The 14,176-nt window shown below is 73.9% G+C and carries 13 protein-coding genes; 6 read left to right on the forward strand and 7 right to left on the reverse strand.

Annotated elements, in window-relative coordinates:
- Positions 1 to 17: 17 nt before the first annotated feature.
- From AB0F01_RS07400 to AB0F01_RS07410, 3 genes are all read right to left on the reverse strand, one after another.
- Positions 18 to 791, reverse strand: coding sequence for a hypothetical protein (locus AB0F01_RS07400; RefSeq protein ID WP_362090808.1), 774 nt, complete (start codon positions 789 to 791; stop codon positions 18 to 20).
- A gap of 142 nt (positions 792 to 933) precedes the next feature.
- Positions 934 to 1,920, reverse strand: a complete 987-nt coding sequence (locus AB0F01_RS07405; RefSeq protein WP_362090810.1) for a hypothetical protein — start codon at positions 1,918 to 1,920, stop codon at positions 934 to 936.
- Complete coding sequence (locus AB0F01_RS07410) at positions 1,917 to 2,573, reverse strand: sigma-70 family RNA polymerase sigma factor (protein ID WP_362092486.1); 657 nt, start codon at positions 2,571 to 2,573, stop codon at positions 1,917 to 1,919. The genes AB0F01_RS07405 and AB0F01_RS07410 overlap by 4 nt, the downstream gene beginning before the upstream one ends.
- 131 nt (positions 2,574 to 2,704) lie before the next feature.
- Here AB0F01_RS07410 and trpS point away from each other — a divergent pair, with 131 nt between their 5' ends.
- Both trpS and AB0F01_RS07420 read left to right on the forward strand, forming a co-directional pair.
- A complete protein-coding gene (gene trpS / locus AB0F01_RS07415) occupies positions 2,705 to 3,718 on the forward strand; it encodes a tryptophan--tRNA ligase (protein ID WP_362090812.1) in 1,014 nt (337 codons plus the stop codon).
- Between the two features lie 210 nt (positions 3,719 to 3,928).
- A complete protein-coding gene (locus tag AB0F01_RS07420; protein ID WP_362090813.1) occupies positions 3,929 to 4,507 on the forward strand; it encodes a 2'-5' RNA ligase family protein in 579 nt (192 codons plus the stop codon).
- A gap of 34 nt (positions 4,508 to 4,541) precedes the next feature.
- Here AB0F01_RS07420 and AB0F01_RS07425 read toward each other — a convergent pair whose 3' ends face one another.
- Positions 4,542 to 5,297 carry a decaprenylphospho-beta-D-erythro-pentofuranosid-2-ulose 2-reductase gene (locus AB0F01_RS07425; RefSeq protein ID WP_362090815.1) on the reverse strand — a complete coding sequence of 252 codons (756 nt, stop codon included), beginning with the start codon at positions 5,295 to 5,297 and terminating at the stop codon, positions 4,542 to 4,544.
- A gap of 286 nt (positions 5,298 to 5,583) precedes the next feature.
- On the opposite strand from AB0F01_RS07425, the gene AB0F01_RS07430 reads away from it, so the two are divergent.
- A complete protein-coding gene (locus AB0F01_RS07430) occupies positions 5,584 to 6,510 on the forward strand; it encodes a YihY/virulence factor BrkB family protein (RefSeq protein WP_362090817.1) in 927 nt (308 codons plus the stop codon).
- Here the strand turns inward: AB0F01_RS07430 and AB0F01_RS07435 are convergent.
- A complete protein-coding gene (locus tag AB0F01_RS07435) occupies positions 6,458 to 7,750 on the reverse strand; it encodes a D-alanyl-D-alanine carboxypeptidase (RefSeq protein ID WP_362090818.1) in 1,293 nt (430 codons plus the stop codon). The genes AB0F01_RS07430 and AB0F01_RS07435 overlap by 53 nt on opposite strands.
- A 169-nt stretch (positions 7,751 to 7,919) precedes the next feature.
- On the opposite strand from AB0F01_RS07435, the gene AB0F01_RS07440 reads away from it, so the two are divergent.
- The 3 genes from AB0F01_RS07440 (at position 7,920) to AB0F01_RS07450 (ending at position 11,761) form a co-directional block, all read left to right on the forward strand.
- On the forward strand, positions 7,920 to 8,168 hold the full coding sequence (locus AB0F01_RS07440; RefSeq protein ID WP_362090820.1) for a hypothetical protein: 249 nt from the start codon (positions 7,920 to 7,922) through the stop codon (positions 8,166 to 8,168).
- Positions 8,169 to 8,255: 87 nt separating this feature from the next.
- Positions 8,256 to 9,671 carry a metallophosphoesterase gene (locus AB0F01_RS07445; protein ID WP_362090822.1) on the forward strand — a complete coding sequence of 472 codons (1,416 nt, stop codon included), beginning with the start codon at positions 8,256 to 8,258 and terminating at the stop codon, positions 9,669 to 9,671.
- 551 nt (positions 9,672 to 10,222) lie between these two features.
- Entirely contained in the window at positions 10,223 to 11,761 is a 1,539-nt protein-coding gene (locus AB0F01_RS07450; protein ID WP_362090824.1) for an ABC transporter substrate-binding protein, read from the forward strand.
- Positions 11,762 to 11,846: 85 nt separating this feature from the next.
- Here AB0F01_RS07450 and AB0F01_RS07455 read toward each other — a convergent pair whose 3' ends face one another.
- A complete protein-coding gene (locus tag AB0F01_RS07455) occupies positions 11,847 to 13,448 on the reverse strand; it encodes a HAMP domain-containing sensor histidine kinase (RefSeq protein WP_362090826.1) in 1,602 nt (533 codons plus the stop codon).
- Positions 13,445 to 14,134: a response regulator transcription factor gene (locus AB0F01_RS07460; RefSeq protein ID WP_362090827.1), complete on the reverse strand. Its 690-nt coding sequence runs from the start codon at positions 14,132 to 14,134 to the stop codon at positions 13,445 to 13,447. Before AB0F01_RS07460 ends, AB0F01_RS07455 begins: the two co-directional genes overlap by 4 nt.
- Between the last annotated feature and the right edge of the window lie 42 nt (positions 14,135 to 14,176).

Here is a 14,176-nt window from a genome sequence, read left to right on the forward strand (position 1 = left end):
CGGGCCGCACCCCGGACTCACAGGTCGAGCAGCTCCTGCCGCGGCCCCGGCTCACCTCCCCGGCCTCCTGGCCGCCGCGGTGGGAACGGCAGCCGCGTCACGTACGGGCGCAGCAGCAGGGCGAGCACGGCTCCCGCCGCCGCTCCCGGTATCGCCCACCACCAGCCGGTGCCGCCGGCCGCGGCCCGCGGCGCGGCCTGCGCGGGGGCGGCGGAGCCGTCGCGCTCCGTCCCGGAGGCGCTGTCGTCCGGGCCCGAACGGCCGGCCTCCGCCTCTGCCTCCGCCTCCCAGGGCACCGGGTAGATCGCGGAGCTGGTGCCCGCGTCGGACGCCGGGCCCATCAGCCCCAGCTCCTTCAGCAGCGCCCGCAGCGGACCCGGGCGGGCGGCACGCCGCCAGACACCGGTGGCCGGCTCCTCCGTGAACCTCTGCTCCGTGTGGATCCACACGACGTCGCCGTCCTCCGCGGGGAAGACCCGGTCCACCCGCCACGGCGACACGTCGTGCAGCATCCAGGTGACGTTGATCAGCAGGGCTGTGACACTGGCCTCCCGGGGCATGTCCCTGACGCCCCGCTCCGGCGGGCCCAGCAGCTTCTCCAGCTCGGCGTACTCCTTGTCGGTGTGGGTCAGCGCCGCGGACTGCCCGCTCGGCGGCGAGACGAGCAGCACGCTCGTCGGCCCGCCGGCGGCCGCGGGCGACGCACCCCACACCAGCAGCGCCGCACACACCGTCACCACCCCGAGCCCCGACGACAGTCGTCGGAACCCGCCCTTCCACCACCTGTGCATCCGGACCCCCACTCGGCCGGCCGATCCCCGTGCGGCCCGCGCGCGGACCGCCTGTCACTTCTGGTACACCGCCCGGGCCGCCGGGGTTCCCACCTCCCCGCGTCGAATGTCGGGGGCCCCCGGGTGGCACGCCCTCCGGCTCTCAGCCCCCGTCCCCCCGGCCGCCCCACCCGTCCACGGTGCCGACCTCCTCCAGCGACCGGGCGATCTCCAGCGCCCGGGCCTTCGAGGCCACCCCCTCCAGCCGCAGCGTCACCCCGTCCCGGGCCGCGCCGCCCGCCCCCTCGGCGTCCCCGCCGCCCACGGTCCACAGCAGCGTCGGCCCGGCCGTGCGCTGCTCCCGGGCGAAGCGGTGGCCGTCCGCGTCCACCAGCCGGAGCACCAGCCGGTGCGGCCGGGCGAACCACAGCACCGGGCCGGACGTCCAGGATCCGTCCGCGCCCCCGCCCCCGCTCTCCTCCCCGCCCGGCGTCAGCCACTCCGGCTGCTCGCGCACCAGCTTGGCGAACATCGGATCGAGGCGGGCCGGGAACTCGTCCAGCCGGATCGTGTGCCCGCCCTCGCGCCAGCACAGGCTCACCAGCGACCGCCCGCCCGGCAGCCCGTCGACCGCCACCGCGTCCGGTGTCCCCAGCGCCGCGGGGACCAGCGGCCGGAACCCCGCCTGCCGGGCCGCGCGCCCCAGCGGCACCGGTGGCCCGCAGCCCGGCACACCGGGACCGGGCGACGGTTCCGCCGACGGATCCCGGCGCACCTCGACCCCGCCGAAGACGAACCAGTCGGAGACCGTCGCCCGCACCGGGGGCGTCAGGACGCACACCGTCAGCAGTCCGCAGAGGGCGGCGACCAGCGACCGCCACCGCAGCCGCGCCCACCGCCGCACCCCGCGCAGCCGTGCCCTCTGCCCGGCCCCGTACGGTCGCGCCCGCGCCCCGCGCGTCCGGGCCTCCGCCTCCTCCGCCACCGGCACGGGCGCCGGCGCCGGGACACCCTCGGCGAGTATCTGCTCGAGCACCCGCTCGGCCATCGACTCGGGGGACGCCGACCCGCCCGGCCCGTCCAGGGAGCGGCCGAAGGCGCGCAGCTCCTCCCGCAGCCGGGCGGCCTCCCCGCGTGAGGACCCGCTCATGCCCGCCCACCCCCTTCCCCGGAGCGCCGGGACGGACGGGACCTTCGGGACTGCCGGGGCAGCCCGGGCTCCGGGGGCGCCTGCGGTTCCGGCAGCACCTGCGGCTCCGGGGTCGTCCGGGGCCGGAAGTCCGGCAGCAGGCGTTCCAGCTTGCGCAGGGCGCGGTTCAGCCGCGACTTGACCGTGCCCCGGGGCCAGCCCAGGGCCAGCGCGGTCTCCCGCTCGTCCATCTCCAGCAGATAGCGGTACGTCACGACCAGCCGGTGCTCCTCGCTCAGCTTCCGCAGCGCGCCGGCCAGGACGGCGCGGCGCTCCGTCTCCAGCGTCGCCACCGCCGGGTCGGCCGACTCCGGTATCACCGGCTCCGCCTCCACCAGGGCCGCCTCGCGGTCGGCCAGGGTGTGGCGGCGCGCCGCGGCGCGCACGGTGTTGCGTGTCTCGTTCGCCACGATCGACAGCAGCCACGGCCGGAACGGCATGCCGTCCCGGAAGCCGCCCAGCGAGCAGTACGCCTTCACGAACGCCTGCTGCACCACGTCCTCCGCGTCCGCCCCGGCCCCGAGCGCGGCGGCCGCCCTGAGCGCGATGCCCGTATGGGCACGCACCAGCTCCGCGTACGCCTCCGGCTCTCCGGCACGCACCCGGGCGATCACGGCGGCCTCGTCGACCGTGCGGCCCCCCTCCCGCGTCCTCACACTCTTGTTACACCGCCCGGTCGGAATCGGTTCCCACCTGTTTCCGGTCGGTTCCGGAGCGCCCCGCGGGACCTGAGAGAATGGGCCGCATGGCGACTGACCGACCCCGTGTTTTCTCCGGAATCCAGCCCACGGCGGGCTCCTTCCACCTCGGCAACTACCTCGGCGCCGTGCGCCAGTGGGTGGCCCTGCAGGAGACCCACGACGCGTTCTACTCGGTCGTCGACCTGCACGCGATCACGATCCCGCAGGACCCGAAGGAACTGCGGGCGAACACCCGCCTCGCCGCCGCCCAGCTGCTGGCCGCGGGGCTGGACCCGGACCGCTGCACGCTCTTCGTCCAGAGCCACGTGGCCGAGCACGCCCAGCTGGCCTGGGTGATGAACTGCCTCACCGGCTTCGGCGAGGCGTCCCGCATGACCCAGTTCAAGGACAAGGCCGCCCGGCAGGGCACCGACCGGGCCTCCGTCGGCCTGTTCACCTACCCGGTGCTCCAGGTGGCCGACATCCTGCTGTACCACGCCGACGAGGTGCCGGTCGGCGAGGACCAGCGCCAGCACATCGAGCTGACCCGCGACCTCGCCGAGCGCTTCAACGGCCGGTTCGGACCCACCTTCACCCTCCCCAAGGCGCACATCCTCAAGGAGACGGCGAAGATCTACGACCTGCAGGACCCGACGATCAAGATGAGCAAGTCGGCGTCCACGCCGAAGGGCCTCATCAACCTGCTCGACGAGCCGAAGGCCACCGCGAAGAAGGTCCGCAGCGCGGTCACCGACACCGACACCGTGATCCGCTACGACGTCGAGAACAAGCCCGGTGTGAGCAACCTCCTCACCATCTACTCGGTGCTCACCGGGACGGCCGTCGCCGAGCTGGAGGAGCAGTACGCCGGGAAGGGCTACGGCGCGCTGAAGACGGACCTGTCGGAGGTCATGGTCGACTTCGTGACCCCGTTCAAGGAGCGCACCCAGCAGTACCTGGACGACCCCGAGACGCTCGACTCGATCCTGGCCAAGGGGGCGGAGAAGGCCCGCGCCGTCGCCGCGGAGACCCTCGCCCTGGCCTACGAGCGGGTCGGGTTCGTGTCCGCCAAGCACTGAGCAGGACCACGGCCGGACCGCCGGCGGGGGCGGCACCGGCGCACTGAACGGGCCCCCGGGACGGATCCGTACCACCGCACAGCGCTGCACATCACTCCGGCTGCGCCTGCCCGCGGCCGGGCCGGGGCCGTACAGTCGATATCCGGGTGACCGTCACGACGGTCACCCGGAGCTCACCGGAGCTTCACCGCGACAACGACAGGAGACGACGTGGGGACCGTAACGATCGGCGTGTCGATCGCGGTCCCGGAGCCTCACGGCAGCCGGCTTCAGCAGCTGCGCGCGGGCTTCGGCGACGCCGCGGCTCACGGTATCCCCACGCACGTCACCCTGCTGCCGCCGACCGCCATAGACGCCGCCGTCGTCCCGGCGGTCGAGGCCCATCTGAGCGAGGTCGCCGCGACCGGCCGTCCGTTCCCCATGCGGCTGTCGGGCACCGGCACCTTCCGGCCGCTGTCGCCGGTGGTGTTCGTGAAGGTGGTGGAGGGCGCGGAGGCCTGCGCCGCGCTGCAGCAGCGGATCCGGGACGCCTCCGGTCCCGTCGCCAGGGAGCTGCAGTTCCCCTACCACCCGCACGTCACCGTGGCGCACGGCATCGAGGAGGCGGCCATGGACCGCGCCTTCGAGGAGCTGGCCGACTACGAGGCCCGCTGGGCGTGCACGGGTTTCGCGCTGTACGAGCAGGGCGAGGACGGGGTGTGGCGCAAGCTGCGCGACTTCCCCTTCGGCTCCCTGGCCGTCCCGCCGCAGGCCGGCCACGTGGACCGGGGTTCCGTCTCCGCCTGCTGACCGGGTCCGCCGCCGCGGGCGGCCCGTTCCGCCGTCAGAGCGGAAGCCGCCGGAACAGGGCGCGCGGCAGGTGCCGCAGGGCGGTCGACACCAGGCGCAGGGCGCCCGGCACCCACACCGTCTCCGAGCCGCGCCGCAGACCCAGTTCGACGGCCGTGGCGACGGCCTCCGGTGTGGTGACCGGCGGCGCGGCGGGCAGGCCGGCGTTGCGCCGGGTGCGCACGAAGCCGGGCCGCACCACCATCACGCGCACCCCCGTCCCGTACAGCGCGTCGCCCAGGCCCTGCGCGAAGGTGTCCAGGCCCGCCTTGCTGGAGCCGAAGATGAAGTCCATCCGGCGGGCCCGCTCGGCCGCGACGGAGGAGAGCACCACGAGCGAGCCGTGGCCCTGGGCCTGCAGGGCGCTCGCGCACACCAGGCCGGAGGAGACGGCCCCGATGTAGTTGGTCTGCGCCACCCGCACCGCGGCCTGCGGGTCCTGCTCGTCGTGGGCCTGGTCGCCGGGGGTGCCGAAGGCCAGCAGCACCAGGTCGATGTCGCCCTCGGTGAAGACCTTGCCGAGCGCGGTCTCGTGGGAGGCCGGGTCCAGGGCGTCGAACGCGACGGTGCGGACGTCGGCGCCGAGGCCGCGCAGATGGTCCGCGGCGGCGTCGAGGGCGGGGGAGGGGCGGCCGGCCAGCCACACCGTGCGGGTGCGGCGGGCGATCATCCGCCGGGCGGTGGCCAGCGCGATCTCGGACGTGCCGCCGAGGACGAGCATCGACCGGGGGAGACCGGAGGCGTCCTTCACGGCTGCTCCTTCCGGTGTGCGGTCCGCGGGCGCGTCGGCCGGGCGGCGGGGGCGGTGCGGCCCCTTCCCGGGGCGGGAACGGTGTCGGCAGGCATGACGGTGACCGTATCGCCCCTGTCTGTGGGGTCTCGTGCGGAACATCGCCTTCGTCCCCGAGATGGACGATTAGTGGTATGTCACTCCATCGGACCGGCGGTGGGGCGCATTCGGGTCGAACCCGCCCCGGACCCGGAACACCGGCCGTGCGCGGCGCCTTGGCCCGGCGGAACCTGGGCAGAGTCGGTTCATGGACTGGCTGAAGAGACTCCCGGTCGTGGGACCGTGGGTGGCGCGCCTGAGCCGCACCCACGCCTGGCGCTCCTACGAACGGCTGGACCGCGTGCACTGGACGCGACTGGCGGCGGCGATGACCTTCACCAGTTTCGTGGCCCTCTTCCCGCTGCTCACCGTGGCCGCCGCGATCGGCGCGGCCACCCTGAGCACACAGCGGCAGGACGCCCTCCAGGACCGGATCGCCGACCAGGTGCCCGGCATCTCCGAACAGCTGGACATCGAGGGCCTGGTGCAGAACGCGGGCGCCATCGGTCTCATCGCCGGCGCGGTCCTGCTGTTCACCGGCATCAGGTGGGCCGGCTCCATGCGCGAGTGCCTGCGCGCCGTGTGGGAGCTGCCGGAGGACGACGAGAACCCCCTCTGGCGCAAGGGCAAGGACGCGGGGATCCTCGTCGGGCTCGGCGGGGCGCTGCTGGTCACCCTGGTCGCCTCCACCGTCGCCTCCGCCCTCGTCGGCCGGATCAGCGACGCGATCGGGCTGGAGGAGGGCGGCTGGGGCGGGGCCGTGCTGCGGACCGCCGCCTTCGCCGTCGCCGTCGGCGCCGACTTCCTGCTGCTGCTCTACGTCCTCACCCTGCTGCCCGGTGTGGAGCCCGCCCGGCGCCGCCTGGTGGTCGCCGCGCTCACCGGCGCCGTCGGCTTCGAACTGCTGAAGCTGCTGCTGAGCGGCTACATGCAGGGCGTGGCCACCAAGAGCATGTACGGCGCCTTCGGCGTCCCGGTCGCCCTGCTGCTGTGGATCAACTTCACGTCCAGACTGGTGCTGTTCTGCGCCGCCTGGACGGCGACCCCGGGGCAGGAGCCGGAACCTGCCGGACCGGACGGGGTCACGGACGCGAACGGCGGCGCACCAGATCCGGCAGCGGCCACCGGCGGTTGACCAGGAACACCCCGCCGGCCAGCAGCACCAGCACCCCGCCGGTGACACCGAGCGCGACCCCCATCCCGCCGGAGCCGCCCGCCGGGGCGCTCGCCACCGGCTTCGACCCGGCGGCGCCGGTGCCCTCCCCGGCCCCGCCCGCCTCGCCCGGGGAGGCCGACGCGCCCGGCCGGCCCGCGTCCTTCACCGCGCTCTTCGGCGGGACCAGCTCGCCCACCGGCTCGACCTTGCCGGCCGCCTCGAAACCCCAGTCGAACAGCTTCGCGGTCTCCTTGTAGACCTCGTTGCTCTCGTCCTTCTCCGGGTTCATCACGGTGACGAGCAGCACCCTGCCGTCCTGCTCCGCGACCCCGGTGAAGGTGGCGCCCGCGTTGGTGGTGTTGCCGTTCTTCACCCCCGCGATGCCCTGGTAGACGGGCACGTCCGAGGCGCCCGCGAGGAGCCGGTTGGTGTTCTGGATCTCGAAGCTGCCCCGGACCTTCTTGCCCTTCTTGTTCTTCTTCGTCTCGCCCGGGAACTTCGCGCGGACCGTCGAGCAGTACTCCCGGAAGTCCTTCTTCTGCAGCCCCGACCGGGCGATCAGCGTCAGGTCGTACGCGGACGACACCTGCCCGGGGGCGTCGTAGCCGTCCGGACTGACCGCGTGCGTGTCGAGGGCCTGGAGCTCCTCGGCGTGCTCGTTCATCTCGCGGACGGTCTTCTCCACGCCACCGTTCATGGCGGACAGCACGTGCACCGCGTCGTTGCCCGAGCGCAGGAAGACCCCCAGCCACAGGTCGTGGACGGTGTAGGTCTCCTCCTCCTTTATCCCGACCAGGCTGGAGCCGGAACCGACCTCCGCCAGGTCGGACGGGACCACCTCGTGCTTCTCCGAGCGGGGCCACTTCGGCAGCAGCGTGTCGGCGAACAGCATCTTCAGGGTGCTCGCCGGGGCCAGCCGCCAGTGCGCGTTGTGCGCGGCCAGCACCTCGCCGGACTCGGCGTCGGCGACGATCCAGGACCGGGCCGACAGACCCTTGGGCAGCACCGGGACACCGCTCGCCAGGTTCACCTGGGTGCCCGGCTGCCCGAGCCGGGGCCCGCCCACCGTCGACATACGGGCCGGCGGCTCGGCCGACGCGCTCTTCGAGGGCGACGGCGACGGCGCCGCGAGGGCGCCGGGCGCCGTCAGCGCGGTGGACAATAGGACGGCGGAAGCGACCAACAGGGAACGTCTGACGGTCTTCTGGGGTGCGGGCACGGTCGGAAACGTACCTGCCGCGGCCCCTGGCGTCCCGCCCCGGGTCCCACCCCGCGCAAGGATCCGGACAACCGACGGCGATACTGGACGGGTGTGTCCGTCCTGGGGACGGTTTCCGGACTCCCGGCCGGCTGCGGCTGCCCGGCGTCGTGATGAAAGGTCTGCTGTCGTGAAGCTCAGCCGCCCCGTGTCCTGGTTCCTGCTCGCCTTCGGGGTGTGGAGCTGGGTCATCTGGATCACTTTCGTCAAGAACCTGGCCAAGGACGGGAGCGGACTCGCCTTCGAGGACGGCGAGCCGACCGCGTACTTCTGGGTGCACCTGCTGCTCGCCGTCGTCTCCTTCGTACTGGGGACGGTTGTCGGGGTCATCGGGTTGCGCGGGCTGCGCGCACTGAGCCGGACGTCACGGACGCCGTGACGTCGTCGGCGGACCCGGCGGGAACAACGGCACCGCCCGGAACGTCGAGCACATAGAGAACAACGGGAAGAACGGGAACTCCGCACCGTGGGCATCGTCTTCGTCCTCGTCGCCGTGCTGGTCCTGGCCGTGCTCGTGACGGCCAACTGGTACCTGTGGCGACGCCTGTTCCGGGACACCACCGCAGGGCCGGGCCGGGTGCGCCGGCTCGGCGTCGTGGTGATCGCCGGCGGCTGGGCGGTGACCGTCGGGGCGTTCGTCGCGGCGCGGTCCGACGCCCCGTTCCTGCTCCAGCAGGTGCTGGCCTGGCCCGGTTACCTGTGGCTGGCGCTGGTGCTCTACCTGGTCCTGGCGATGGTGGCGGGCGAGGCCGTCCGGCCGCTGCTGCGGCGGTTCCTGGAGCGACGCGCGGGGTCCGCCGTGCCCACCCCGGGCGAGCCCGCGCCACCGATACCGGCGGGCGCCACCTCCGCCGCGCCGGGCGCCCGTGCGGCGACCCCCGGCGCCCCGCCCGTCCCGGACCGCACGGACGACGCCGCCGCGGCCCCGGGCGCCCCGGACTCCTCCGACGCCCCGGCGGACCCGGCCGGATCCAGCCGCTCCGACGAATCCGGCCGCGCCGGTGACGCATCGCCCCACGGCCCGGACGGGACCGCCGCCCCCACCCCTCCCTCCGGCCCCTCCCGCCGCCTCTTCGTCTCCCGGGTGGTCGCCGGGGCAGCCGCCGCGGCCGCCGTCGGCACCGTCGGGTACGGGACGCACGGGGTGCTGCGCGGCCCGCGCGTCGAGCGGGTCACCGTGCCGCTCGCCAAGCTGCCCCGCGCGGCCCACGGTTACCGCATCGCCGTGGTCAGCGACATCCACCTCGGGCCGGTCCTCGGCCGGGGCTTCGCCCAGAAGGTCGTCGACACCATCAACTCCACCCAGCCCGACCTGATCGCGGTCGTCGGCGACCTGGTGGACGGCAGCGTGAAGGACCTCGGTCCGGCAGCGGCCCCCCTCGCCCAGCTCAGAGCCCGTCACGGCTCCTTCTTCGTCACCGGCAACCACGAGTACTTCTCCGGCGCCGAGCAGTGGGTCGAGGAGGTCCGGCGGCTCGGTCTGCGCCCCCTGGAGAACGCCCGCACCGAGCTGCCGCACTTCGACCTCGCCGGGGTCAACGACCTGGCCGGCGAGAACGAGGGGCAGGGCCCCGACTACGCCCGGGCCCTCGGTGACCGGGACCGGGCCCGGGCCTGCGTCCTCCTCGCCCACCAGCCGGTGCAGATCCACGAGGCCGTCGACCACGGCGTCGACCTCCAGCTGTCCGGCCACACCCACGGTGGCCAGCTCTGGCCCGCGAGCCTGATCGCCGGCGCCGCCAACCCGACCCTGCAGGGCCTGGAGCGCTACGGCGACACCCAGCTCTACGTGAGCAAGGGCGCCGGTGCCTGGGGACCGCCGACCCGCGTGGGCGCCCCGTCGGACATCACGGTGATCGAGCTGGCGTCGAAGCAGACCTGAGGCCGGCCCCCGGCCCGACGCGGACCGGACCCGCGCCGACGGTCTCCGCGCCACGGCCGCCCTCCGCCACTGCCGTGCTCCGGTACCGCCGCGCTCCGGCATCGACGCCGCTCACAGGCACGGCGCGCTCCGTCACCACCGCCCTCCGTCACCAGCGCCGGTACGTACGCTCCTGCATCCCGTCCGCCTGCATCCCGTCCGCCTGCATCCCGTCCGCCTGCACCTCGTCCTGCCGCACCTCGTCCTCCCGCACCCCGCCCTCCGGCAGCGGACGAGCGACGGCTGGGGTCTTCGAGGCGACCGGGCGTGCGGCGCCGCCGCGCTCATCGGGAACGGCGGCTCAGGCCCGCTGTCCGGGCGGTGGGCGCGCCCCCGCCGCCCGTCGCGGCCGAGCCCCCGGCCCCCGTGCGTGACCTGTTTCTCACTGAACCAAACCCCCCTTCCCCCTCTCGAAACCCCTGTGATTAGGTGAACCGGCCACTAAGGGGAGTGGCATATTTAACCGGCCCGTAGTGGGCCAGGGGAGGACAGGACCGATGCGATCGGTTCGTATGCGCATTCTCGCGGCGTTGCTGGTGATCGCCGTCGTGGGAGTGGTGGGGTGGCAACTGCTGCCGTCCGACGAGGAGTCGGGCGAGGCCATCAGGGTCGGCACGACGGATTCCATTACGTCACTCGACCCGGCCGGCGCCTACGACGCCGGTTCCTGGGCACTGTTCAGCAACGTCTTCCAGTCGCTGCTGACCGTGGAGCCCGGCGGGGCCCGGCCCGTCCCGGACGCGGCCGAGAGCTGCGCGTTCGTGGGCACGGACCTGCGGACCTACCGCTGCGAGCTGCGTGAGGGCCTCGTCTTCCCGAGCGGGCGGGAGATGACGGCCGAGGACGTGAAGTTCTCGTTCGACCGGGTGCTGAGGATCAAGTCCGACGTGGGTCCGGCGTCCCTGCTGGACACCCTCGGCGCGGTGCGCGCGAAGGGACGGGTCGTCACCTTCGAGCTGAAGTCGCCCGACGCGACCTTCCCGTTCAAGGTGGCCACCGGGGCCGGCTCCATCGTGGACTCCCGCACCTACCCGGCCGACAAGCTGCGGGCCGGCGGAGCCGACGGCACCGGCCCCTACGTCCTGGAGTCCTACGAGGACGGTGAGCGGGCGGTCCTGAAGCCCAACGGCCGCTACCGGGGCGCCGTCAAGGACCTGGGCCGCCCCATCGAGCTGCGCTACTTCGGCGACCCCGGGGCCCTCGACAACGCCTGGCGCACCCGGAGCGTCGACGTCGTCGCCCGGCAGCTGCCGCCGGACGTGCTCGCCGACCTCGACCCGAGCGATCCCGGCCAGCGCGTGTCGGAGGCCGACAGCTCCGAGATCCGCAACCTGTACTTCAACACCCGCGAGGGCGAGCCGCTGGAGGACGTCAGGGTCCGGCAGGCGATGGCGTGGCTGATCGACCGTGAGCGGCTCGCCGCCACCGTCTACCAGGGCACCGTCGACCCGCTGTACTCCCTGATCCCGACCGGTATCCCCGGCCACACCACGTCGTTCTTCGACACCTACCCGAAGCGCGACACCGATCGGGCGCGGCAACTGCTCACCGAGGCGGGAGTGTCCGCACCGGTCCGCTTCACCTACGGGTACGCCGAGGGCCGCGGGGCCGCGGCCGAGGAGGCCAAGGAACTCAAGCGCCAGCTGGAGTCGGGCGGCCTGTTCGAGGTGACCCTCAAGGGTTACCAGTGGACCGACTTCCAGAAGCAGTGGGCGGGCGGCAAGCTGGACGCCTACGCGGTCGGCTGGGTCGCGGACTATCCCGACCCGGACACCTTCGGCGGCCCGCTGGTCGGCACCGGGGGCACCATGAACACCGGCTACAGCAGCAAGGCCGTGGACCGGATGATCAAGGCCAGCCAGCAGCACCAGAACCGGGCCGACGCCGGCAACGACTTCCGTGACCTTCAGGCGGCCGTCGCCGAGGACGTGCCGGTCCTGCCGCTGTGGCAGGCCAAGGAGTACGTGGTCACCAGCGACGACATCGGCGGCGGCCAGTACCTGTCGGACGGCACGGGCGTCTTCCGCCTGTGGCGCCTCAACCGGCTCTGAGACCGGTTCCTCAGCCGGACCGGGATCCCGGCTGAGGAACCGGCCCCGATTTCCGGGGGCCTACCCGGCCCCGATCTCCGGGGGCCTACTCGTCCCCGCCCGGCCCGCCACCGCCCGACCACCCCGAGCCCGACCTCCCCGAGCCCGACGGCCCGCCCGCTTCCTCCGTGCCCCGGAGGGACGCCGGCACGGGGGCCGGGCGGTCCTCCGGAACGGTGTCCGCAGGCGCCGGCCGGCGGGGGAGGGTCACCGTGACGGCCAGGCCCTCGCCCAGGGCCGTCCGTACCGCGACCTCGCCGCCGTGGGCGTCCACCACGCCCTGCACGATCGCCAGGCCCAGCCCGCTGCCCGCACCGCCGCCGGCCCGGAAGAAGCGGTCGAAGACGCGGGCGGCGTCGTCGGCGGCCAGGCCGGGGCCCCGGTCCTCGACGCACAGCCGGACCGTGCCGCCCTCCTCGGTCACGGACAGCCGCACCGGGGCGTGGCCGGGCGTGTGGGTGCGGACGTTGCCCAGCAGGTTGCCCAGCACCTGCCGCAGTCCCGACTCGTCGGCGCGCACCGTCACCGAGCCGTCGGCGTCGACGTCCACCGGGCGTTCCGGCTGCTGCACCCGCAGGTCCTGCGCCGCGTCCCGCACCAGGCGGCACACGTCCACGTCCCGCAACCGCAGTTCGGGCCGCTGGTCCAGCCGGGCCAGCACCAGCAGTTCGTCGACCAGGCGGGCCATGCGGTCGGACTCGGCCAGCATCCGCTCCTGTGCCCGCCGCCGCTGGGCCGGGTCGCGCAGCATGCCCCGGTCGTACAGCTGGAGGTAGCCGCGGATCGCGGCCAGCGGGGTGCGCAGTTCGTGGGAGGCGTCGGCGACGAACCGCCGCAGCTGGGCCGCGCTGCGCTCGCGCGTCCGGTATGCCGACTCGACCTGCTGGAGCATGGAGTTCAGGGCCAGCCGCAGCTGTTCCACCTCCAGGATGGGGTTCCGGCTGGAGGGCACGCGCCGGGCCAGGTCACCCTCGGCGATCGCCGAGGAGGTCTCGACCATGTCCTCCAGCGGCCGCATCCGGCGGCGCACGCTGACCATCGTCAGACAGCCCAGCCCCACCAGCAGCAGCGTGCCGATCGCCAGGTTCGCCCGCACCGCCTTGCCGACGCCCTCGTGCAGCGCCTCGGTGGAGGCGCCGAGCAGGATGTACGTGCCGTCCGCGAGCCGGGTCGCCGTGACCCGGTAGGCGGCGCCCCGGACGGTGACGTCGTGCGGTTCCGGGTCCCGTACCAGGGGGCCGGGGTCCCCCACCGCGTCGGCCAGGGCCTCCTGCGTCGGCGTCGGCCGGAAGCCGAGGACGGCCACGGTGGAGCCGTCGCCGTCCACGGCGGCGAACAGGGTCTCCGGGGCGTCCGGTGCCTCCTGGCCCGGGTCGGTGCGGGCGGCGAGGAACTTGAGCACGCTCAGCGAGTCGATCTGCCGCAGAGTCAGGGAGGAGCCGCCCAGCCGGTCCCGGTTCGCGGTCAGCTCCGCGTCGATCTGGTCGAGCAGGTAGTACCGCATGCCGACCACGCTCACCGCGGTGGCCGCGACGACACCGACGGCGAGCAGCGCCACGTTGGCCAGCGTCAGCCTGCCCCGCAGGGAGTGGATGCCCCGCGCGCAGCGCAGCCGCCTCCACCGCGGCCAGGGGGTCGACGGCCTCATATCAGGCCGTACCCGACCCCGCGCCGGGTGGTGATGACCGGCGGGCCGAGGACGTCCAGCTTCCGCCGCAGGTAGCTGACGTAGGTCTCCACCACGGTCGACTCGGCGGGCGCGTGCTCGTACTGCCAGACGTGCCGCAGCAGTTGCTCCTTGGGCACGATCCGTCCGCTGTTGCGGACCAGGAAGCGCAGCAGCGCGTACTCGGTGGGCGTGAGCTCGACCGTGCGGCCCGCGCGGCGCACCGAGTACGTCGTCTCGTCCAGCTCCAGGTCGCCGTGGCGCAACGGGGCCCGCTGCGGGAGCACGTCGGCGGGCCGGGTGCGGCGCAGCACCGCCGTGACCCGGGCGACGACCTCGTCGATGTGGAAGGGCTTGGTGATGTAGTCGTCTCCGAAGCCGAGGGCGCCGACGATCTCGGCGGGCGCATCCCGCGCGGTGAGGAAGACCAGCGCCAGTTCCGGTCTGCGGGCGCGCAGTTCGCGTCCCAGGGCGCGCCCGTCCCCGTCCGGCAGCATCACGTCGAGGAGGGCGGCGTCGGGACGGGTGTGCTCGGTGAGGGAGAGCGCTTCGCGGACGGTGCCCGCCGTCATCACGTCGAAGCGGTGGTAGCGCAGGGCGATGGCGAGGACGTCCGAGATGCTCTCCTCGTCCTCGACCACCAGCACGGTGCCTTCGGCCGTCGTCATGCCCCCAGTATCGGCGGGGTCCGCCCGCCAAGGGCCGTCCGC

The sequence above is a fragment of the Streptomyces sp. NPDC029526 genome (assembly GCF_040637405.1).
GTDB lineage: Bacteria > Actinomycetota > Actinomycetes > Streptomycetales > Streptomycetaceae > Streptomyces.

What these genes read in the sequence shown, in the direction of transcription:
- AB0F01_RS07405 (WP_362090810.1), bottom strand. Translation starts at nt 1,920, where the DNA reads ATGAGCGGGTCCTCACGCGGGGAGGCCGCCCGGCTGCGGGAGGAGCTG.
- AB0F01_RS07400 (WP_362090808.1), bottom strand. Translation starts at nt 791, where the DNA reads ATGCACAGGTGGTGGAAGGGCGGGTTCCGACGACTGTCGTCGGGGCTC.
- trpS (WP_362090812.1), top strand. Translation starts at nt 2,705, where the DNA reads ATGGCGACTGACCGACCCCGTGTTTTCTCCGGAATCCAGCCCACGGCG.
- AB0F01_RS07430 (WP_362090817.1), top strand. Translation starts at nt 5,584, where the DNA reads ATGGACTGGCTGAAGAGACTCCCGGTCGTGGGACCGTGGGTGGCGCGC.
- AB0F01_RS07460 (WP_362090827.1), bottom strand. Translation starts at nt 14,134, where the DNA reads ATGACGACGGCCGAAGGCACCGTGCTGGTGGTCGAGGACGAGGAGAGC.
- AB0F01_RS07450 (WP_362090824.1), top strand. Translation starts at nt 10,223, where the DNA reads ATGCGCATTCTCGCGGCGTTGCTGGTGATCGCCGTCGTGGGAGTGGTG.
- AB0F01_RS07455 (WP_362090826.1), bottom strand. Translation starts at nt 13,448, where the DNA reads ATGAGGCCGTCGACCCCCTGGCCGCGGTGGAGGCGGCTGCGCTGCGCG.